Raw genomic sequence first — 18739 nt, forward strand, 5'->3', positions numbered from 1 at the left:
TAATACCCCCGGGGGTATCCTGCAAGTGGGTTACCGGCGAGCTGGCGCCAACGGATTGGCGCCAGCGGGTTACCGGCGGATTGGCGCCAGCAGGGCGGCGCCCGGTCAGCCCTGCGGCTGTACTGCCTGGGCCCGCACGCTGGCCATGTCCAGGTTCTTGACGCCCTCGATGACTTCCTCGAGGCCGGCGGCGTTGAGCGCGCCGGGCTGGGAGAAGACCAGGGTCTTGTCGCGGAAGGCCATCAGGGTGGGGATCGAGGTGATTCCCGCCGCAGCCGCCAGGGCCTGCTCGGCTTCGGTGTCCACCTTGGCGAAGACGACATCCGGGTGCTTCGTCGAGGCCGCTTCATAGGTGGGCGCGAACATGCGGCAGGGGCCGCACCACCCGGCCCAGAAGTCGACAAAGACGATGTCGTTGGTTTCCAGCGTTTCGGCGAGAGTCTTTTCGGTGATGTCGATGGTTGCCATAACTATCTTCCATTCCTCCGGGTCGTGGGGTGAGAGGGAACTGCTGTTCAGGGACGGATCAGGTGGTCGGCAGGCCCGCGCGGGTCCATGCGATCATGCCGCCATCCATGGTGTCTGCGGTGAAGCCCGCGGCATTGAGGGCATCCGCCACACGGGCGCTGCGGTTGCCACTGCGGCAGATGGCGATAACGGGGACCTTGGCGTCCAGCTCGGACAGGCGGGCCTGCAGCTCGCCCATGGGGATGTGGATTGCTCCAGGGATCATTCCTTCGGCGACTTCGGAGTCCTCGCGGACGTCCAGGACCTGCGCCTTGTTCCGGCGTTGGTCTGCTTCGGTGATGCTGATTTCTGCCATGGTGATGCCTTTCGTTTCGGGATTGACTGTGGGTGGCCGGTTAGGTCAGACCGACGTGGGCTGGGAGTCTTCGCTGGTGGTGCGGTTAGAACTGCGCAGCGGGCAGGTGCTGACGAAGAACCAGCAGACTGCTGCCGCGACGAGCGCGGTTCCGGCAACACCCAGGGCGATCGGTCCGCGCAGATCCACGGGGGCCTGCTGGATGAGGACGAACGCGCCCATCACCAGCACGAACCAGCCGAAGCCCTTGCGCAGGGCCGCTTCCGGAATGCGACCGGCGAGCTTGGACCCGATCAGGGTGCCCACGATGGCGGCACCCGTCACTGCCAGCGTGATCCCCCAGTCCAGCTCCACGGTGGTGAGGTAACCGGCCAGGCCCGCGAAGGACTTCATCGCGATCACGACGAGCGAGGTTCCGACGGCGATTGCCATTGGCAGGCCGCCGAGCAGCGCCAGGGCCGGGACCACGAGGAATCCGCCGCCGGCACCGACGAGACCGGTGACCAGGCCGACGACGAGGCCGTCGAGCAGGACGCGGAACAGCGGCAGTTCAGTGTGCTTGGGCGCCTCGGTGCCCGAGCCAGCCTTCTTCTTGCGTCCGCGGATCATGGCGATCGAGGTGGCCACCATCATCAGGGCAAACGCGATAAGCAGGATCTGGCCGGGGATGTGCCCGCCCAGTAGACCGCCCACGAAGGCGCCGACCATGCCGGCAGCGCCAAACAGCAGGCCGGTGCGCCACATGACGCGTCCGGCCCGGGCGTGGCTGAAGACGCTGACGGCCGAGGTTACGCCGACCACGAACAGGGAGGCGGCAATCGCTTCCTTGGCTTCGAATCCGGCCACGTAGACCAGGATCGGAACCGTCAGGATGGATCCGCCGCCGCCGAGCACACCGAGCGACAGCCCGATGAGCACCGACAGGGCAAGAACGAGGATCAGCGTTGTGGTCATGAGGCCTTGGACTCCGGGGTCACGGAAGCAGCAACGGGGAACTGCAGGATGGCGGACTCGCGGGTCGGCTCCTGGGCGGCCTTGTTCCAGGGCATGGCAGAGATGGCCTGGCCCATGGCGCAGGTGTTCGTGGCGGCTGAGAAGGTCAGTCCGCCGCCGATGGCTCCGGCGAGGAACCGGATCTTCGGCGAGACGAACTTGCCTCCGGCAAGGCCCAGAACCACGAGGGAACCCGCGGCGAGCCGGACCTGGCGTTCGAGGTCCCAGCGCGACTTGCCGCGGACCACGTCTCCGCCTGCCTCAGCGAATCCGGGTGCGCCGCCCGCCAGGACATAGGCGGTGCCGATACCCGCGCCACCCAGGCGCTGCCGTGCCTGCTCGGCCCGCGCTCCCGACTGGCAGACCAGCACGACGCGGCTGCCCAGACGCGCGGCCAATTCGTCGGTGTGCTCGGAGAGCAGCGGCAGCGGGACGTTGTAGGAGCCGCGGATGTGCATGTTTTCAAACTCAGCGGCCGAACGGACATCAATCACGATGAGGTCCTTATGTTCCTGGAACCAGCTGCGCAGCGTCTCCGGCGCCAGCGAGGTGACCGCCTGTGCGGGGGAAGAAGCCTGGGCGGAGGAAGTGGAAGAGGGCGTCATGGGTGTCCTTTCGAGACGGGCTAACAAAAACTGAATACCCTACCGAGTATTGCAGATACCCCTGGGGGTAGTCAAAAATACCCATGGGGGTATAACCTTGAGGATAGCCAGCCCTACCTTTGGAGACACCCATGGACCTTGATTCAGCTGAACTCGCCCCCGCCATCAACCGGCTCAAGCGCGCTCAAGGGCAGCTTGGGGCCGTCATCCGGATGCTGGAGGAAGGACGCGACTGCAAGGACACCGTCACGCAGCTGGCCGCCGTCTCGAAAGCCCTGGACCGGGCAGGCTTCGCCATCATTGCCAGCGGACTGGAGCAATGCGCGGTCCGGAAGGACTCAAGCATGAACACAAAGGAGCTGGAAAAGCTCTTCCTCTCGCTCGCCTGAGGCTCCGGCCATCGCGGGTTCCCCGCGGCTCAGGTTCCGCAGAAGGTCCGGTAGGCGCCGAAGTCTTCGGGCGCGGCGGCGGCGTAGCGCCCCAGGCCGGGGCGCTCGTCGTACGGCCCGGTCACTGCCTCCAGAAGGCGTCCGAGCGGTTCCAGATCGCCGCCGGTAGCAGCGGCGAGTGCCTCCTCGACCAGATGGTTGCGCGGGATGTAGGCGGGGTTGACCCGGTCCATCGCGTCAGCGTCGGGGCCGAGGGCGATCCAGCGTGCGGCCCACGCATCGAACGCTGACGGATCAGGCAGCAGGCTCCGCGCCGGTTCGGCGTCGCCCCGGGCGGCCGCGCTGAGGCTCCGGAAGAACAGTGTGTGGTCAGCACGGCCCTCCTGGAGAAGGCTGAGCGCCTCGTCCACGAGAGCCGAGGCCAGGTCGTCGTCGAGCCCGTCAGGCAGACCGAGTTTGGCCGCCATGCCGGCGGCCCAGGCCGCGCCGTACTGCCGCCGGAACGCGGCGAGGGACTCCTGCGCCCGGGTGACCGCCTGCTCCTGCTCGTCATGGAAGAGGGGCAGCAGCGACTCCGCGAGCCGCGTGAGGTTCCATTCCGCCATGACCGGCTGGTTGCGGTACGCGTAGCGCCCGGTCTCGTCGATCGAGCTGAAGACCGCGGCCGGGTCGAAGGCGTCCAGGAAAGCGCAGGGCCCGTAGTCGATGGTCTCGCCGGAAATGGTCATGTTGTCGGTGTTCATGACGCCATGAACGAAACCCACCAGCATCCACCGGGCCACCAGCGACGCCTGGGCAGCGACCACCGCCTGGAACAGTGCGAGATAGGGCTGCGCGGCCTCCGCGGCGCCGGGGTAGTGACGGGCGATCGCATGATCGGCAAGGCGGCGCAGGAGGTTCAGGTCGCCCGTGGCCCGGGCGTACTGGAAGCTGCCCACGCGCAGATGGCTGGAGGCGACCCGTGTGAGCACTGCCCCCGGCTGCATGGTTTCGCGCAATACCGGGCGCCCCGTCGCCACCACCGCGAGGGACCGGGTGGTGGGGATGCCCATGGCGTGCATCGCTTCGCTCACGATGTACTCCCGCAGCATCGGACCGACCGCCGCCAGGCCGTCGCCGCCGCGGGCGAACGGTGTGCGCCCGGAACCCTTGAGGTGGACATCGCGAAGGTGGCCGGACGCGTCCGTGATCTCACCGAGCAGAAGCGCGCGGCCGTCGCCGAGCCGGGGGGCCAACCAGCCGAACTGGTGGCCGGTGTAGGCCTGGGCCACAGGAGTAGCGCCGCTGGGGACGAGGTTGCCGATCAGCAGAAGTACGCCGTCCGAGCCCCGCAGGTAGTCGGCGCCCAGGCCCAGTTCTGCGGCCAGCGCCTCGTTGAGCACGAGGAGCCTCGGCTCAGGTGCCTCCTCCGCCTGCCAGGGTATGGCCATTTCCGCGAGCTCCCGGGCAAAGCGTCCGTCAAAGGCAACGTTTGAGGGGGCTGCGGCAGTCATATGCCAAGAATATCCTGCGGCGCGGTGGTGCGCTCGGCTCAACCCGGCCGTCGGCCCGCCGCGACGAGCCAAACCTTCAGTCGCGGGAGTGGAACGGCCGGCCTAGAAGGCGGACACCGTCTCGATGGCGACCGTCTCGATGATCCTGGTCGACGGCTCACCGACCAGCGCCGGTGCCGTCACACCTGTCTTCCAGGTGTCGTTCTGCAGCCGGCCGAGGAAATCCACGGCAGCTGCCTGCGTATCGAAATCCATCTCCAGCATCACGTAGTCCTCCTGGTCGAGGGGACGTGAGATCCTGTACGACCGCACGCCCGACGCGGCGCGGTTCAGGGGGTCACTGTCAAAGGCCCTCCTCCACATGCCGAAGTCCCGGACCTGGTGTTCGATCTGCAGGGTAATCACTGGGGCACTCCTGTCGACGGCCTGTACATGCCCCACTGTAGGCCCGGAAGGCCGCGGCAGGTAAGGCATCGGCAGGGTGATATTTCGGGCGTGGCCCTGCGGCCGCCCGAGGAGGCGCAAAAGAACATCGCGGGCGGAAAGACGCGGTCAAGACTGGTCCCGGCAGTGCTGGCACGGTGTGATCATCTATGCCGCAAGGGCACTCACCACGGCACTTGCTCCTAACCTTGGAGTGCTCTTGGGCTGGTCCCTCCTGAAGGGCCTCGGTGCGCACTGATTATGCCCAGGTCCGGCTCGATTTTGTGGGGTCCGCATTGTCGGTCGTGGGACTGGGAATGGTGGTGTACGGCGTTCCTGCGGCGGACATCGCACCCTGCCGCAGTGGGCGGCGATCCCCTGATCGACCCCGGGCTGTTCCGGAACCGGCGTCTCACCGGCGGGCTCAGCGTCTTCTTCGCTCAATTCCTCGTGCAGGCCGGGGCGTTCTTCACCATTTTTCTGTTCCTGTCGGTCGTGTTGGAGTTGAGCGCGCTGGAAACCGGAATCCGGATTTTCCCGGTGTCAGTGGCATCGATTCTGGCCGCCGCCGGAATCCCCAAGGTCTGGCCGCGTGCCAACCCACGCCGTGTCGTCCGCCTGGGGCTGATGCTGTTGATCGTCGGCATCCTCATCCTCGTGGCGGGAATGGACCCCGGGGCAAATGCCGGCATTGTGGCCAGCCCGATGCTGTTGATGGGCTTCGGGTTGGGGCCGCTGTCCTCCGGCGTCCCGGTCCATTCCCGATACGCAGCTCCGCGGCGCACTAAAGGAGGCCGTCGGGACGCAGGGAGAGTCTGCACACGGCCGGTAGCGTGAGGAGTGCGCCGTCCCTGCGGAGTCCCCCAATGACGCAGTGACGGCGCACTCATGGCCGGCGCTTCTAGCGCTGGAAGAGATTCAGAATGTTGCCTTCGCTGTCCAGGAACCACGCGGCCTTGCCCACCGGAGTAGAAGCGATCCCGTTCTCAGTCTTCAGACCGGGAAAGTCGTACTCCTCGAACACGACACCGCGGCCGCGTAGATCCTTCACCTCGGCTTCGATGTCGTCTGTTCCCCAGCCCATCTGGGTGTTTTTCGCTGATCCTGCGTTGTCGGTCTTGTAGAGCAGGAACGCCGTTCCCTTGCCGCAGCGGTACAGCAGATTCTCCTCGTCCATGGCGTCGGCAGGCTCCAGTCCCAGCACGTCACGATAAAAGCCTCTCGCTCGGGCGATGTCCTTCGCGGGGAGGACTGCATTAATTTCGAGATCCTTCAGCATGATTGTTACTCCCTCTTTGATCAGACTTGATCAGGTTCCGGGGGGTCACCCCAGCTGCCATCCACGATGTAATCGACGTCCGCCGGCAACTCGGCGCACCCGGCCCGTCGGGCTGACCCCGGGCCTCGCGCCCCCGGTCACCAACTTGCTCAGCATCGGCAATGGACAACACACATCTGCTCCTCGACGGTGCTGATGCGCACTATCGTAGGCCCGGGGCTGCGGGAGTCAATACCGTCTGAAATCGCCGACGGCACGGAGGCAACTTCGGGGCGGCTGGCGGGTGACGGCACCAACGAGGACGCCTAGGATCCCGAGTCCGTGGTGCTGGTCGGGGCGTTGGCCTGGTCGGACCGGTGGCGCTGCCGACGGCTCGCCAGCAGGAAGGGCACGGCGATCAACTCGATCACTCCGCCGATGGCCAGCGAGGCAGGGTAGCCGTAGACGTCGGCTGCCCGGCCAAGCACCGGCTGCACCACGACGCCTCCGCTGGAGCCGATAAGCGAGTCGAAGCTCAGCACCGTCGCCCGCTGCTTCGAGGCGATCATGTCGTTCAGGTAAGCCTGCCGCACCGGAGTCCCCGCCGAGGACACCACGGCCCAGACCGCCAGCAGCACAAGGGCCACCCAGAACACCCGGGTGAACCCGAGAACGACCAGAATCAAGACACTCATCATGCTGCTCAGAATCAGCACCGTCGTGCGTCTGCGGACGAGGCGCCGGACGCGGGGCGCCAGCCAACCGCCGAGCACGTCTGCCCCTGCCACGAGTGCCGCCGCCAGGCCTGCCACGGAGTAGGCGCGCGGGTCGCCGAAGAGCTCAAGGAGGTAGGGCTGGAGGGCATAGAAAACGTAGAACCCGACGCCGGCAGTGAACGGCGCTGCCAGCATCACGTAGCGTACCGGCGGATTTTTCAATCCGTTTTCGATCGAGGCGGTGAGGACGGCACGGGTTGCCCGAAGAGGATGGGCCGAGCGTTCAGGGGTGAAGCCGACGTCGCGCATCAGGGCAAAGGCCACGACGAACATCACCAGCAGCACACCCACGCGCAGCAGGAACGGCACACCGAGGTTGGTGGCCTGCGCGATCACACCGCCGGCTACCGAGCCGACGAGCATCCCTACGCCCGAGACCATCTGTCCCCGCCCGAGGACCGTCTCCAGTCCGCCTTCATAGCCCGAAAACCGCAGCTCATCGACGAGCCACGCTTCGACCGCGCCGGAGAAGAACGTAAATCCCAGACCGAGCAAAACCGACACCACCGCCCACCACCAGAACGGGGCGGCAAGTTGCCAGAGCACGTAGTAGAGGTAGGTCGAGACGGCCAGGGTCACGGTCCCAAGCAGGAACGAGGCGCGGCGCCCCCACCCGTCTGCAATCACCCCGGTGGGGACCTCGAACAGCACCATACCGGCCATGAAAAACGCGTTCGCAGCAAACGCCTCGAGGTTGCTGAGCCCGGCATCCAGCAGGAAGAGGGTGTTGATCCCCCAGATAAACGAGGCCGCGAGGGTATTGCCCAGCGTCAGCGTGAGGTAAATGCGCTGGATCGTGCGGGCGGCGGCGTTCATCGGAGGGCCGTCCCTGTCAGGGCGAGAGGGGGACACGGGCCCATTCTTGTCTCCTTCGCCGGCGGGCGCCAGAGGAACAGGGACTGCATCCGGTGGTACTCAGCCGGGCGCGGGCACTTCAAAGTGAACCGTGACCTGGTCCCCTGCCTCGAGTCCGGCCGCCGTTCTGATGGCCTTTTTGACGGGCAACAAATAGGTTCCGCTTCGGCTGTCGGGAAAGAGTGAAGTGGACCAATTGTGGCCGGAGACCGTGGCCGTGATTTTAACGGAGCCAAAGCCGCGACGGAACGCTGCCGTGTCCTCCCTGATCTCGGCTGCAAGTTCTTCCGGAAGGGTGAGGAAGTGCCAGCCTGCTTCTCCCGGATAGTGCCACAGGGTCGCCGTGAAGGCGTAGCTCAGCGCCATTCTTGACGGAGCCTAGAGTGAACGCCGGCGACTCCCGGGCGTTTGCGTGTCGGAGGGTCCCCCGTTGCCGCCTTCCTGGCCCGGCGTGCGACCTTGTGCAATGTGGACATCGATGCCACCTCCTCGACCTGTTCCTTAAGGAACCAGAGCATGGACTGTTCACCCAGCGGGTCATATTCCGCCCGGGCCGCCGCAAACAATTCCTTGATGCGGTCCGTGACCTCAACCTCCTGGGCGAGGGCCAGGATCAGCGGTTCCTTGGGCCAGCTGCTCGTTGAATTGGGGGCCCATGGGAGCTCTCCTCAGGTCGGTGTTCAAGGGTGTGGACCAGGGGCGCCGTGCCTGTGCTGGCCCGGAACCACCGGAGGGCCTGAACCGAGCGTCCCCGTTTGGGATCTCCGCGTCAAGACCCTGTTGCTCTGCGTCAAATCTTGGGGCCCACAAGAGGGTGAGACCGTGGGCTCCTGCCCGGTGGCCCGCAAACATCACAACTTCCGCCGTCTGTTGACACCGACATCCGGGGGTCTGAAGCTGGGCTGATCAGGGTCATGCTGACCCTCAGCCGGACAGTCAGCATCGGGCAGTTGCAGCATCCGCTCTCATCATGGACCCACCGGAGAGATAGCCAAGGAGCACACCATGCACATTGATATGCCGACCCGATACGACGTGGAGCGCCTGGCGGCCGCACGCGATCCGCACAGCGTCACAGTCTATCTTTCGACGAGCAGCGTCCCGGCCGATTCGGAGAAGAACCAAACCAGGGCGCGTGTTTTGTTCGGATCCGCCATTGCTCAGCTCCGTGAGGGGAGAGGCAAAGAACCGGTCGCCGCGATAGAAATGTTTCTCAACGAGCTGCTGGAAGCCCCGGAATTCTGGTTCGACATGGGGCGCAGCCTGGCCATCTTCGCGACGCCGACGTCGGTTCTTGAGTTCCGATTGCCCAACGACCTCGAAGACCATGTCAGCGTGGCCGATCGATTCGCCATTACCCCGCTCCTCCGGGCCCTGACCTTCCCGAACGCGGCGCTGGTGCTCGCGATCTCCCAGAACGGGGTCCGCCTCGTGGAAGTCTCGGCCGACCGGCCGGCCGAAGAAATCACCGTGCCGGGCATGCCCAGTGATGCCGCGAGTGCTGTCGGGCTCGACTCCATCGGCGGCCGCGCCCCCTCCGGGCGTCTGCAGGGCGACGAGGGACGCAAGGTGCGGCTAACCCAGTACGCCCGGTCCGTCGACCACGCGCTTCGTCCCGTTCTGAACGGCCAGTCCTTGCCGCTGGTTATCGCTGCGACGGAGCCGCTCAGGAGCATCTACCGCAACCTCTCAGGTTACGCACACCTCGCGTCAGAGGTCATCGAGGGGAACCCCGACGAACTGACCGCGGCCCAATTGGCGGATGCGGCGCGCCGTGTGCTCGACCGGATCTACGCCGCCGATCTCGTTGCGCTGCAAGAGACCTTCGAAGAGCGCCGCACCAACGGGCGTGCCTCGACGGACCTCAGCGATCTGGCACGGGCGGCTGCCTTCGGTGCTGTTGCTACCCTCCTCGTGGACATGGATGCAGAGGTCAAAGGTTCCGTCGGAGACGATGGCCTGCTCAGCCTGGATGCGGATACGGGCCAGGATGCGATCGAGGAAATTGCCCGTCGGGCGCTCGGAACGGGTGCCCGCGTGCTCGCGGTGCGACGGTCCGATATGCCGGAGAATGTGCAGGCTGCCGGAGTTCTTCGCTACGCCATCTGACGCCAGCACTGTTCGGTTTGACGGGAGGTGGCAGCGGCCGGGACGCCCGGCCGGGCCGCCGGCCGGTCAGATAGCGTGAAGACCTTGCGCACCCAGGTCAAAGGGAATAAGCCATGGTGACTGATAGCAACAACCCGGGCGAGAATATCGCCGCGGGCAGACCGCCCGACGGCGTGACGGCGGCAGTCACCACGATGATGCGCCAGGGCGCCATCCCGGGTCTCTCCATTGCCGTGCTCAATCGCGATCGTGTGCTCCTCGCCGCCGGATATGGCCTCGCCGACCGCGCAGCACATACCCCGGCGACAGCCTCGACGTCGTACCTGTGGTTCTCGATGTCCAAGATCGTGACCGCGACGGCTGCAGTCCGGCTCGGTGACGAAGGCCGCCTGGATCTCCAGGCCCCGGTTGGCGAGTACGTCGATTACCTGCGGGTGCCCGGGACAACGGCGCCGACCGTGGGACAGTTACTCAACCACACCGCCGGTTTCGGCAACCCGATGCCCATCCGCTGGGTGCACCCGGCCGACGCGGATCCGCCGGGCCCCGAGGCACTGCTCCGCCGTCTCATGGGCCGGCGCCGCGCCTACCGGTACCCGGCCGGGCAGAGTGCCAGGTACTCCAATGTCGGCTACCTTGCCGTCGGACAGGTCATGGCCGCCGCGTCCGGGATGCCGTTCGAGGCTTATGTCCGCCAGTCCGTCCTGCGGCCTGTGGGCATGGAACACACCGGGTTCCGCTATCAGGGCGGCGCGGTCAAGGCGACCGGTTACGTCAAGGCACCCCGGATCGTGGATCCCATGCTGCGCGGCCTCCTGCCCGGCGGTATTTCCGGGGACCGTCGCGGGCCGTACCTGTCATTGAACCCCTTCTACGTGGACGGACCCGCCTACGGCGGCCTGGTGGGCGACGTCCTGGATGCGGGCAGATTCCTTCGCCTGCACCTTCGCGACGGCGAGATCGACGGAACGCGGGTCCTCTCCCCCGGATCGGCCTGCAGCATGCGCACCATTGACCAGGCGGGAAAGCCGTTCGACCACGGAACCGGCTGGTTTCGCCGGCCGGCGGCCACCCCGGGGCAGTGGGTGGAGCATTTCGGCGCCGGCGCGGGCTTCTGGAACGTCATGCGCCTCTACCCCGGCCTCGGTCTCGGCATCGTTGTTATGAGCAACAGCAGCCGCATGTACGGTTTCGAGCCGCTGTTCGCGCTTCTGGCATCAGCGCCATGGTCGTAATCGCCGCATTAGGCCACGGTACCCAAAGCTGGTGCACGCCGGCGCCGGATTCGCAGCCGGGCCACCAACGTTGAGGCGAGCCACGCCGTCGTAAGCTCCCCGCCACCAGCCACACGTGGAAGAGGCAGGAGCCGGCCGTCTGGGCGGAAGCGCGGACGTCCTGCACGGGGAGACGTGGAAGCTACTCGTCCTTGCCGACGTTCTGGATGCCGACAAGCGCGCCCGGCCCGGTGTTGGTCCGCTTCGTAATCAACCACGTGATGAACCACAGCACGACGCCGACCGCCATCAGCCCCCCGGCGATCTGGTACTGAATGACGGGCCGGCCGACCCACGGACCGGCGAGGAAAGCACACAGCAGGGCAGCGACGACCGGCAACTGCCCGGGCGAGGTGAAGAACACCTTGCGGTTGGGGTCCCTCTTGCCGCGGAGCACGAGGCAGGCCACATTCACCACGGTGAAAACGCACAGCAGCAGGAACGCCGTGGTGCCGGAGAGGTTCGCGACGACGTTACTGTCCGGGTCACTGGTGACGTACAAGATGAGCCCCAGAGCGAGGACGGTGGAGAAAACGATCCCGGCCCAGGGTGTACGGCGTCCCGGGAGGACCTTTCCCAGCGGCCGCGGCAGGACGTCCTGGCGGGCCATGCCGTAGATCAGCCGGCTGGCCATCAACATGTTAATCAGTGCGGTGTTGGCGACCGCGAAGACCGCGAGGAACGGAAAAACCTTGTCGATCGGAAAATCCGGTGAGCCCTTGGACACGACCTCAAGGAGCGCGGCGCCCTCGGCCTCCCTGATCCCTTCGAGTTCGGTGGGCGAGAGCACGGTGACCACGGACACGGCCACCAGCATGTAGAGGATCACCGCGATGCCGAGACCGGTCAGCATCGTCCGGGGGAAAATCCGCTCGGGGTCCTGGGTCTCCTCGACCATGTTCACCGAGTCCTCGAAGCCGACCATGGCAAAAAACGCGATGGACGTGGCGGCGGTGACTGCCAGGAACAGGCCCTTGTCCTGGGAGTCGGTGAAGACTGTGATCTCTCCGAGGTTTCCGGTTCCTTGGGCCATCACGAAGAAGCCGACGCCGATCACGATACACAGGGCGGTCATCTCGACCAGGGTCAGGACTACATTGAACTTCACGCTCTCGCCCACGCCGCGCAGGTTGATCGCCGCCAGCAGCAGCATGAAGCCCATCGCGACGGCGGTGACCGCTCCCTGTCCGGGCATGCCAATCCACCCGTTGACTTCAAAGCCCCCAAAGAGGTTCTGGGCGAGCACGTTCGCGGATGTGGAGGCGCTTGTGACACCGGAGCAGACGACGGCGAACGCCACCAGGAAGGTCACGAAGTGGATACCGAACGCCTTGTGGGTGTACAGCGCAGCACCGGCCGCCTGGGGGTACTGCGTGACCAGTTCAAGGTAGGAGAAGGCGGTCAGCGTAGCGACGACGAAGGCGAGCAGGAACGGCAGCCAGACGATGCCGCCAACGGTGCCGGCCATGGTTCCGGTGACGGCGTACACACCGGCGCCGAGGATGTCACCGACGATGAACAGCAGAAGGAGCTTCGGTCCCAGGACCCGCTTGAGTTCGGGTGTGTCACCTTCGGGAGTTGCGTCGAACACTTTGTCTTCAGTCGTGCTCATGCGTGACCTCCGCAACAGTTACACGGCGCGCTGATGAACCCCGGCCGGACGCCCGATCTCAATGTGACCTACTTCACCTTGGCCCTCCCTTGTCGCTTTGGCAACAGCCAGAGTCACGCCGGGATCGGGCAGGAACACCCGTTCCGTCGCTGTGATTTAGAAGGGCAGCCTCCCCTCAGCGGCGCCGGTCGAGTGCTTCGAGAAGTCTGCTGACCGAGCCGCCGAGGTTCCATTCGGTCGCGAGACGCTCAAGTTCAGCGCGCGAATCGCCGGCGACGGGTCGCAGCTGCGCGCCCGCCTCCTCCAGCGTCGGCAGCTCAAGGTCGCGCACGACGTTGACGACGGCGGGCGCGACCGCGAGGTAGTCCGTGGCCGCGGCGAGCTTCGACCGCACGGACGCGGACAGCCCGCTTCCAGCGTCCGCCGCCGCCGCGAGCAGCCCGTCGAGGGTGCCGTACTCGCCAAGCAGCGAGGCGGCGGTCTTCTCACCGATGCCGGCGACGCCCGGCAGCCCGTCGGAGGTGTCGCCGCGGAGGGCAGCGTAGTCGGCGTACTGCCCGGGCAGCACACGGTATTTCTCGACGACGACCGCTTCGGTGAGGACTTCAAGGTTCTTCATGCCCCGCGCGGTGTAGATCACCCGCACCTGACGGGCGTCGTCCACGACCTGGAACAGGTCGCGGTCGCCGGTCACCACGTCGACGGGCCGCTGCGCGCGGCTGGCGTAGGTGCCGACGACGTCGTCGGCCTCATGTCCGGCTGTCCCCACGACGGCGATGCCGGCGCGCTTGAGCACCCGGCGGATCATCGGGATCTGCTCCAGGAGCGCGTCCGGCACGATCTCGACGTCGGGGCCATCTGCGACCACTTCCGCGACCCGGTGCGACTTGTAGCTCGGGATGAGATCGACCCGCCATTGCGGGCGCCAGTCGTCATCCCAGCACGCCACGAGGTGCGTCGCGTCATAATCGGTGGTGAGCCGGGCGATCATGTCCAGCAGCCCGCGCACGGCGTTCACCGGAGTGCCGTCGGCGCGGCGGATCGTGTCGGGAACGCCGTAGAAGGCGCGGAAGTACAGCGACGCGGTGTCAAGCAGCATCAGGCGGTCGGGCATACCTGATCCTGACACGGAAGACCCTCCCTGAGAACCCGCCCGGGACCGGACTGCCGTTCAGGGCTCGAGGTAGTAATACAGCATCGGTTCTGCGCCGTTTGGCTCGGCGGTGGTCAAGCCGCGTGCTTCATAGAATCGGGGTGCCCCAACGCGCCCTGCCGGACGCTGACTACGAAGGCCTGGACCAACGTAAAGTTCGTCCAGGATCGCGACCGGACCCTGGTACCAGGCATTGAGCCGGAAGTTGAGCAGCGGCAACTCCGCCGGCCGGTTCGCCGACCAGCAGCACCACCACCTCCTCGCCCGCCAACAACTGGGCCAGCCGCGACGTCAGCTCCTCGACGCCAGGGGTGGGCGTCGAATAAACTCTGGGTTCCACGGGTCCATCAATTCGAGCCCCGACGGTCATCCAGGCCGACAGATCGCCGGGTTGACCAAGGGAGGCCAGCCATGGACTTCGCCCCGGCCAGTGAGCAGGCGCTGGATCCTTTTCCCCATTACGAGAGAATGCGGAGAACCGCACCCGTCTTTTACGACGAGCAATCCTTAACTTGGCATGCCTTCCGGTATGACGACGTGCAGCGGGTGCTCTCCGAACATGCCAGGTTTTCCTCCCGAATGGGCGGCGACGAGCCATCCGGGACAGGCCACCTGTTCGCGTCGAGCCTGATCACCACCGATCCCCCGCGGCACCGGCAATTGCGCTCCCTGGTGACCCAGGCGTTCACGCCGAAAGCTGTGGACGCGCTGGCGCCCCGCATCTCAGAACTCACTGACGGGCTTCTGGAAGGGATCGCTTTGCTCGGCACAGCGGACCTGATCCAGGCATTGGCCTACCCGCTGCCGGTCATCGTGATCTCCGAACTCATGGGCATACCCGCCGCTGACCGTGACCGCTTCAAGCAGTGGTCCGACGTCATCGTCAGCCAGACGCGGACCGGAGCGGCGACTGATGACCACCAGGCGACCAACCAGGAGATGACCCAGTACTTCCTGGACCTGATCGAACAGCGCCGGAGGCGGCCCGGCAATGATTTGATCAGCAACCTGCTCGCCGCCGAGATTGCCGGGCAGAAGCTGAACGCGGCCGAACTGCTGGGCTTCTGCGCCCTGCTGCTCGTCGCCGGGAACGAAACAACCACCAATCTGATCGGCAACGCGGTTCTGTGTTTCACCGAAGTGCCCGGCACCATCGAACGGTTAGTGCAGGAACCATCGCTGCTTCCCCCAGCGATTGAAGAGGTGCTCCGCTTTCGGTCCCCCGTCCAGTCCATGTACCGGGTGACCGTTGCCGACACCACCCTGGGCGACGTTGAGATTCCGGCCGGCGCCCCGGTGGTGGCGTGGATCGGCTCCGCGAACCGCGACGAGCGGCAGTTTGAGCGGGCAGCCCAGTTCGATATCGACCGCGGCCAGACCCGGCATCTGGCGTTCGGCCACGGCATCCACTTCTGCCTCGGTGCCCCGCTGGCAAGACTGGAGGCCAGGATCGCACTGGAGGCAACCCTGGCCCGGCTGCCCGGCCTGAGCCTCGCCCCCGGAGCGGACCTTGAACGGATGGACAGCACCATCGTCTACGGGCTGAAGACGCTCCAGGCCAGCTGGCAGGCAGCCTGATCGGAAAAGCGCCCGCGCAGCCGGTCTGGCTGCGGCATCCGATGGTTGCTAGCGTGGCAAAATGAACCCGTCAAAGGCCCCGGCCGAGATCCTCAACATCGCCGGCACCGAAGTTCGAATCTCGAGTCCGGACAAGGTGGTGTTCCCCGAGCCCGCGCTGACGAAGCTTGACCTGGTGCACTATTACCTCGCCGTCGCGGAGGGTGCGCTGCGCGGCGCCGGCGGCCGGCCCATGGTGCTCAAGCGCTTCCCGAAGGGGATCGACGCCGAGCCGTTCTTTCAGAAGCGTGTGCCCGAAAACCACCCCGACTTCATCGATACGACCACGCTGCGCTATGCGTCGGGAACATCGGCCGAGGAGGCCGTGCTCCGGGATGCTGCGGGCTTGGCGTGGGTGGTGAATCTTGGCTGCCTGGACCTGAACCCGCACCCCGTCCGCGCCGAGGACCTCGAACACCCCGATGAACTGCGGATCGACCTCGACCCGATGCCGGGAGTCGACTGGAAACAGATCGTCGACGTCGCCCATGTCGCGCGGGACGTGCTCGACGACGCGGGGCTGGTCGGGTGGCCGAAGACGAGCGGATCGCGGGGACTCCACATCCTGGTGCGCATTGCGCCGCGGTGGTCATACCGCGACGTGCGGCTCGCCGCCGAGACCCTCGCCCGCGAGGTCGAAAACCGGGCTCCGGGCCTCGCCACAGCGCGATGGTGGAAGGAGGAGCGGGGCGAGAGTGTGTTCGTCGACTTCAACCAGAACGCCAAGGACCGCACCGTGGCATCGGCGTACTCGATCCGGCCCCTGCCCGACGCCCGGGTCTCGACTCCGCTCACCTGGGACGAGGTTCGCTCCGCCCGGCCGGAACAATTCACGGTGCCGACGGTGCTTGAGCGTTTCGCCGTGATGGGCGACCCGCACGCCGGGATCGACGACACGGTCGGGACGCTGGCCGGACTTCTCGCCTTGGCGGCCGAGCTCGGCCCCGCGGAAAAGCCGCCGCGCGGCGGCGACGGCTCGGGCCGCCGGCAGTCGGTAATGCCGCTGATCGAGGTGGCACGTACCAGGACCAAGCACGAGGCGCGCGTGGCGCTCGACGAGTGGAAGACCCGGCATGCGGACCTCGTCCCGGCCCTGCATCCCGCCGACATCCTCGTCGACGGAATGCGCGGAACGAGTTCGCTTTGGTACCGGGTGCGGGTTAACCTGCAGCATGTCCCCGAACATGAGCGGCCGCCACAAGAGGAGCTAATCGCCGACTACGACCCGTGGGCGGGCAAAGAGTGGCCGGGGCGGCCCTAGGCCACCTTTTAACCCGGGTCAGTGGCGTTTCGGTATTGGCCACCCCTGCACCGCCCAGCCACGTTTGAACACTGAAACTGTATTCACCGATGTGGTTGGCAGAGGACGGGAACTAAAATCGCACCTCTTCGGGAACTCAACTGCGTCGCCACTGCTGCTGCTGCCCAATGCGTTGGACATCGGATCCGCCTTGGCATTTGTGTCAGAGACGGTTACTCCGATGATCCCGTCGAGGTTGCGGAACTGGGGGCCCATCTGGCCGCCCTCGGTGTGCCCGGGGTCAACCTGGAGGACAGCACCGCCGGGCGCGCCGGCCACCCTCATCTGCATGCCCGGACTGTGGTTCAAGAAGTCCAGATCGTCACCGCTGGCATCGGACTGCCGGTCAATGTGCTGGCGCACCCCCCGCAGACGGTTGCCGAGCTGGGCGAGCCGGGGTCCGGCGGGTGAGTTCCGGCTCCCCGCCGTACCGGGCAGCCATCGACGCGGCAGCGAACGTGGCCAGCGGGGAAGATACGGACGGCAGCCCCGGAGGCCACATGATTTGGGGTGTGGTGTTGCTGCCACGGATCGACCAATACGATGATGCCATGGAGCGGCGGATCAACGACGTCCTGATTCATTACGTCGAGCACGGTTGCGGAGTGCCGCTTATTGCGCTTCACGGCGCCGGTGTGGATCACCGCGAAATAGAAGCGGCGATCGAGGCCGTCGTCCCCGGCTCGGGATACCGGCGGATCTATCCGGATCTGCCAGGAATGGGCCGCTCCACAACCGGCGACCTGGCCTGCAACGATGATGTGGTCGCGCTAATCGTCGACTTCATTGATCGGTTGGAGGCGGGACCGGTGATGCTGCTTGGACATTCCTACGGCGCATATCTTGCGCGCGGCGTGGCCGCGCAGCGGCCAGAGATCGTGCGCGCGCTGGCTTTGCTATGCCCCGTGGCCGAGCGCGCACAAAATGTGCCCGACCATCAGGTAGTTTTTCAGGGCGCTGACGCGTACGACGAACTCGAACCTGAGCAACGTCAAGGTTTCGACGAATACTTCGTCGTGCGCACACCGGCCACCGCCCGCCGCTACCGCAGCCACATCGTGCCGGGCACGAGGCTCGTCGACGCGACCGGGCTGGGCCGGATCTTCGCCGAATGGACGGTCGACGTCGGATCCGGCACCTTCCCGGCGCAGACCCTAATCGCGGCCGGACGCCGCGATTCGGTCGTTGGCTATACCGACGCAATGGACTTACTCGAGCGCTATCCGCACGCCACCCTGGCAGTAGTAGACGGCGCGGGCCATGCACTCATGCACGAGCGGCCCGACCTCCTCGCCGCGTTGCTCGGTGACTGGCTTGACCGGGCCCGCCCAGACGACAAGTGACGGCCTTTCGCCCCAGCGGCTCAAGGAACGCTACCCGTCGTAGCCCTCGGCGCGGCTCCTGATACCGTGGAGCATCCGCCGGGACATGATGAAACTGGCAACCTCCACCGCCTCGACCAGGCACCGGGCCCACCACTGCAGGTAGGCATACCGCTCCCGCACCAGCAGCCGGGTGGTCCCGTCGGACTGTGGCTGCAGGACAAAAGCCCAGGAAAAATCGAACGGGCCGGGCGGAGAACCGGGAGGAACGCGCAGCACGAGCGCCTTGCCCTCGACCACTAACCCCACTTCCAGGTCTGCGGAAGCAGCCGGTGCCAGGTGAAAGCGATCGCCTACCTTGATGTCCTGCCACTCCGGGTGGATCCGGTCAGCACTGTGGATATCCAGACCGGCCAGATTTTCGAGGAAGTCGTAGCTGTAGAGTCCGCCGCGTCCCTGACCCATCTGCGCCAACCAGGGCCACACTGCATCCGCCAGAGCCTCGATGGTGATCGCCCGCGTTGACTGTAGACCGGCAATGGACAGGAAGTCGTCGCCCGGAAGCCCGCCGTCGGCTTCGGCGGGGGTGGCACCCCAGCGCAATTGAAAGCGCCGGAACAGAAAGCCCGATGCCACCAGCCCAGCGAACACTGCGGCTGGCCTGTAAGGCGTTTTCATGTTTTGTGGCTTCGTCATCTAGCAATCCTCCAGACCGCCGAGTCCGCTGTCACGGGCCA

General features: G+C 66.0%; 19 protein-coding genes and 1 pseudogene. 7 read left to right on the forward strand and 13 right to left on the reverse strand.

Annotated elements, in window-relative coordinates:
- Positions 1-105: 105 nt before the first annotated feature.
- Genes ACZYZ3_RS15125 through ACZYZ3_RS15140 form a run of 4 tightly spaced genes read right to left on the reverse strand, consistent with a single transcriptional unit; the run spans position 106 to position 2421 of the window.
- On the reverse strand, positions 106-468 hold the full coding sequence (locus ACZYZ3_RS15125) for a thioredoxin family protein (RefSeq protein WP_463964634.1): 363 nt from the start codon (positions 466-468) through the stop codon (positions 106-108).
- 58 nt (positions 469-526) lie between these two features.
- On the reverse strand, positions 527-823 hold the full coding sequence (locus tag ACZYZ3_RS15130; protein ID WP_463964635.1) for a rhodanese-like domain-containing protein: 297 nt from the start codon (positions 821-823) through the stop codon (positions 527-529).
- A gap of 45 nt (positions 824-868) precedes the next feature.
- Entirely contained in the window at positions 869-1777 is a 909-nt protein-coding gene (locus tag ACZYZ3_RS15135) for a sulfite exporter TauE/SafE family protein (protein ID WP_463964636.1), read from the reverse strand.
- Entirely contained in the window at positions 1774-2421 is a 648-nt protein-coding gene (locus ACZYZ3_RS15140; protein ID WP_463964637.1) for a rhodanese-like domain-containing protein, read from the reverse strand. Before ACZYZ3_RS15140 ends, ACZYZ3_RS15135 begins: the two co-directional genes overlap by 4 nt.
- 131 nt (positions 2422-2552) lie before the next feature.
- Between ACZYZ3_RS15140 and ACZYZ3_RS15145 the strand changes: the two genes are divergently transcribed.
- The gene (locus ACZYZ3_RS15145; protein WP_463964638.1) at positions 2553-2810 is read left to right on the forward strand and encodes a metal-sensitive transcriptional regulator; all 258 of its coding nucleotides are present in this window, start codon (positions 2553-2555) and stop codon (positions 2808-2810) included.
- A 29-nt stretch (positions 2811-2839) separates the two neighbouring features.
- On the opposite strand, the gene ACZYZ3_RS15150 is transcribed toward ACZYZ3_RS15145, so the two are convergent.
- Both ACZYZ3_RS15150 and ACZYZ3_RS15155 read right to left on the reverse strand, forming a co-directional pair.
- Positions 2840-4303: a protein adenylyltransferase SelO gene (locus ACZYZ3_RS15150; RefSeq protein ID WP_463964639.1), complete on the reverse strand. Its 1464-nt coding sequence runs from the start codon at positions 4301-4303 to the stop codon at positions 2840-2842.
- A 102-nt stretch (positions 4304-4405) separates the two neighbouring features.
- Positions 4406-4708: a hypothetical protein gene (locus tag ACZYZ3_RS15155; RefSeq protein ID WP_463964640.1), complete on the reverse strand. Its 303-nt coding sequence runs from the start codon at positions 4706-4708 to the stop codon at positions 4406-4408.
- Positions 4709-5089: 381 nt separating this feature from the next.
- Here ACZYZ3_RS15155 and ACZYZ3_RS15160 point away from each other — a divergent pair, with 381 nt between their 5' ends.
- On the forward strand, positions 5090-5563 hold the full coding sequence (locus tag ACZYZ3_RS15160; RefSeq protein ID WP_463964641.1) for an MFS transporter: 474 nt from the start codon (positions 5090-5092) through the stop codon (positions 5561-5563).
- A gap of 64 nt (positions 5564-5627) precedes the next feature.
- On the opposite strand, the gene ACZYZ3_RS15165 is transcribed toward ACZYZ3_RS15160, so the two are convergent.
- The 4 genes and pseudogenes from ACZYZ3_RS15165 to ACZYZ3_RS15180 form a co-directional block, all read right to left on the reverse strand.
- Positions 5628-6005, reverse strand: a complete 378-nt coding sequence (locus ACZYZ3_RS15165; RefSeq protein ID WP_463964642.1) for a VOC family protein — start codon at positions 6003-6005, stop codon at positions 5628-5630.
- Between the two features lie 305 nt (positions 6006-6310).
- Positions 6311-7576 (reverse strand): MFS transporter, encoded by a 1266-nt coding sequence (locus tag ACZYZ3_RS15170; RefSeq protein WP_463964689.1) that lies wholly within the window; start codon positions 7574-7576, stop codon positions 6311-6313.
- Positions 7577-7675: 99 nt separating this feature from the next.
- Positions 7676-7981 (reverse strand): DUF1905 domain-containing protein, encoded by a 306-nt coding sequence (locus ACZYZ3_RS15175; protein ID WP_463964643.1) that lies wholly within the window; start codon positions 7979-7981, stop codon positions 7676-7678.
- A gap of 77 nt (positions 7982-8058) precedes the next feature.
- Positions 8059-8241 (reverse strand): annotated as a pseudogene (locus ACZYZ3_RS15180) (ferritin-like domain-containing protein); the annotation flags it as partial.
- Positions 8242-8620: 379 nt separating this feature from the next.
- Between ACZYZ3_RS15180 and ACZYZ3_RS15185 the strand changes: the two are divergent.
- A complete protein-coding gene (locus ACZYZ3_RS15185) occupies positions 8621-9724 on the forward strand; it encodes a baeRF11 domain-containing protein (protein WP_463964644.1) in 1104 nt (367 codons plus the stop codon).
- Between the two features lie 113 nt (positions 9725-9837).
- Entirely contained in the window at positions 9838-10959 is a 1122-nt protein-coding gene (locus ACZYZ3_RS15190; RefSeq protein WP_463964645.1) for a serine hydrolase domain-containing protein, read from the forward strand.
- A 181-nt stretch (positions 10960-11140) separates the two neighbouring features.
- On the opposite strand, the gene ACZYZ3_RS15195 is transcribed toward ACZYZ3_RS15190, so the two are convergent.
- Complete coding sequence (locus ACZYZ3_RS15195; protein WP_463964646.1) at positions 11141-12610, reverse strand: APC family permease; 1470 nt, start codon at positions 12608-12610, stop codon at positions 11141-11143.
- Between the two features lie 175 nt (positions 12611-12785).
- Entirely contained in the window at positions 12786-13724 is a 939-nt protein-coding gene (locus tag ACZYZ3_RS15200; protein WP_463964690.1) for a 5'-3' exonuclease, read from the reverse strand.
- 450 nt (positions 13725-14174) lie between these two features.
- Between ACZYZ3_RS15200 and ACZYZ3_RS15205 the strand changes: the two genes are divergently transcribed.
- The 3 genes from ACZYZ3_RS15205 to ACZYZ3_RS15215 all read left to right on the forward strand — a co-directional run bounded on the left by ACZYZ3_RS15205 (position 14175) and on the right by ACZYZ3_RS15215 (position 18023).
- A complete protein-coding gene (locus ACZYZ3_RS15205; protein WP_463964647.1) occupies positions 14175-15341 on the forward strand; it encodes a cytochrome P450 in 1167 nt (388 codons plus the stop codon).
- 61 nt (positions 15342-15402) lie between these two features.
- Positions 15403-16641 carry a non-homologous end-joining DNA ligase gene (gene ligD, locus ACZYZ3_RS15210; protein ID WP_463964648.1) on the forward strand — a complete coding sequence of 413 codons (1239 nt, stop codon included), beginning with the start codon at positions 15403-15405 and terminating at the stop codon, positions 16639-16641.
- A gap of 539 nt (positions 16642-17180) precedes the next feature.
- Complete coding sequence (locus ACZYZ3_RS15215) at positions 17181-18023, forward strand: alpha/beta fold hydrolase (RefSeq protein ID WP_463964649.1); 843 nt, start codon at positions 17181-17183, stop codon at positions 18021-18023.
- Positions 18024-18053: 30 nt separating this feature from the next.
- On the opposite strand, the gene ACZYZ3_RS15220 is transcribed toward ACZYZ3_RS15215, so the two are convergent.
- Positions 18054-18698 (reverse strand): SRPBCC family protein, encoded by a 645-nt coding sequence (locus ACZYZ3_RS15220; RefSeq protein WP_463964650.1) that lies wholly within the window; start codon positions 18696-18698, stop codon positions 18054-18056.
- Positions 18699-18739: the final 41 nt, after the last annotated feature.

Source organism: Pseudarthrobacter linnaei, assembly GCF_055412825.1.

Excerpts from the sequence above, each read along its gene's own strand:
- ACZYZ3_RS15125 (WP_463964634.1), bottom strand. The coding sequence starts at position 468 with ATGGCAACCATCGACATCACCGAAAAGACTCTCGCCGAAACGCTGGAA.
- ACZYZ3_RS15130 (WP_463964635.1), bottom strand. The coding sequence starts at position 823 with ATGGCAGAAATCAGCATCACCGAAGCAGACCAACGCCGGAACAAGGCG.
- ACZYZ3_RS15135 (WP_463964636.1), bottom strand. The coding sequence starts at position 1,777 with ATGACCACAACGCTGATCCTCGTTCTTGCCCTGTCGGTGCTCATCGGG.
- ACZYZ3_RS15140 (WP_463964637.1), bottom strand. The coding sequence starts at position 2,421 with ATGACGCCCTCTTCCACTTCCTCCGCCCAGGCTTCTTCCCCCGCACAG.
- ACZYZ3_RS15145 (WP_463964638.1), top strand. The coding sequence starts at position 2,553 with ATGGACCTTGATTCAGCTGAACTCGCCCCCGCCATCAACCGGCTCAAG.
- ACZYZ3_RS15150 (WP_463964639.1), bottom strand. The coding sequence starts at position 4,303 with ATGACTGCCGCAGCCCCCTCAAACGTTGCCTTTGACGGACGCTTTGCC.
- ACZYZ3_RS15165 (WP_463964642.1), bottom strand. The coding sequence starts at position 6,005 with ATGCTGAAGGATCTCGAAATTAATGCAGTCCTCCCCGCGAAGGACATC.
- ACZYZ3_RS15170 (WP_463964689.1), bottom strand. The coding sequence starts at position 7,576 with ATGAACGCCGCCGCCCGCACGATCCAGCGCATTTACCTCACGCTGACG.
- ACZYZ3_RS15175 (WP_463964643.1), bottom strand. The coding sequence starts at position 7,981 with ATGGCGCTGAGCTACGCCTTCACGGCGACCCTGTGGCACTATCCGGGA.
- ACZYZ3_RS15185 (WP_463964644.1), top strand. The coding sequence starts at position 8,621 with ATGCACATTGATATGCCGACCCGATACGACGTGGAGCGCCTGGCGGCC.
- ACZYZ3_RS15190 (WP_463964645.1), top strand. The coding sequence starts at position 9,838 with ATGGTGACTGATAGCAACAACCCGGGCGAGAATATCGCCGCGGGCAGA.
- ACZYZ3_RS15195 (WP_463964646.1), bottom strand. The coding sequence starts at position 12,610 with ATGAGCACGACTGAAGACAAAGTGTTCGACGCAACTCCCGAAGGTGAC.
- ACZYZ3_RS15200 (WP_463964690.1), bottom strand. The coding sequence starts at position 13,724 with ATGCCCGACCGCCTGATGCTGCTTGACACCGCGTCGCTGTACTTCCGC.
- ACZYZ3_RS15205 (WP_463964647.1), top strand. The coding sequence starts at position 14,175 with ATGGACTTCGCCCCGGCCAGTGAGCAGGCGCTGGATCCTTTTCCCCAT.
- ligD (WP_463964648.1), top strand. The coding sequence starts at position 15,403 with ATGAACCCGTCAAAGGCCCCGGCCGAGATCCTCAACATCGCCGGCACC.
- ACZYZ3_RS15215 (WP_463964649.1), top strand. The coding sequence starts at position 17,181 with ATGATTTGGGGTGTGGTGTTGCTGCCACGGATCGACCAATACGATGAT.
- ACZYZ3_RS15220 (WP_463964650.1), bottom strand. The coding sequence starts at position 18,698 with ATGACGAAGCCACAAAACATGAAAACGCCTTACAGGCCAGCCGCAGTG.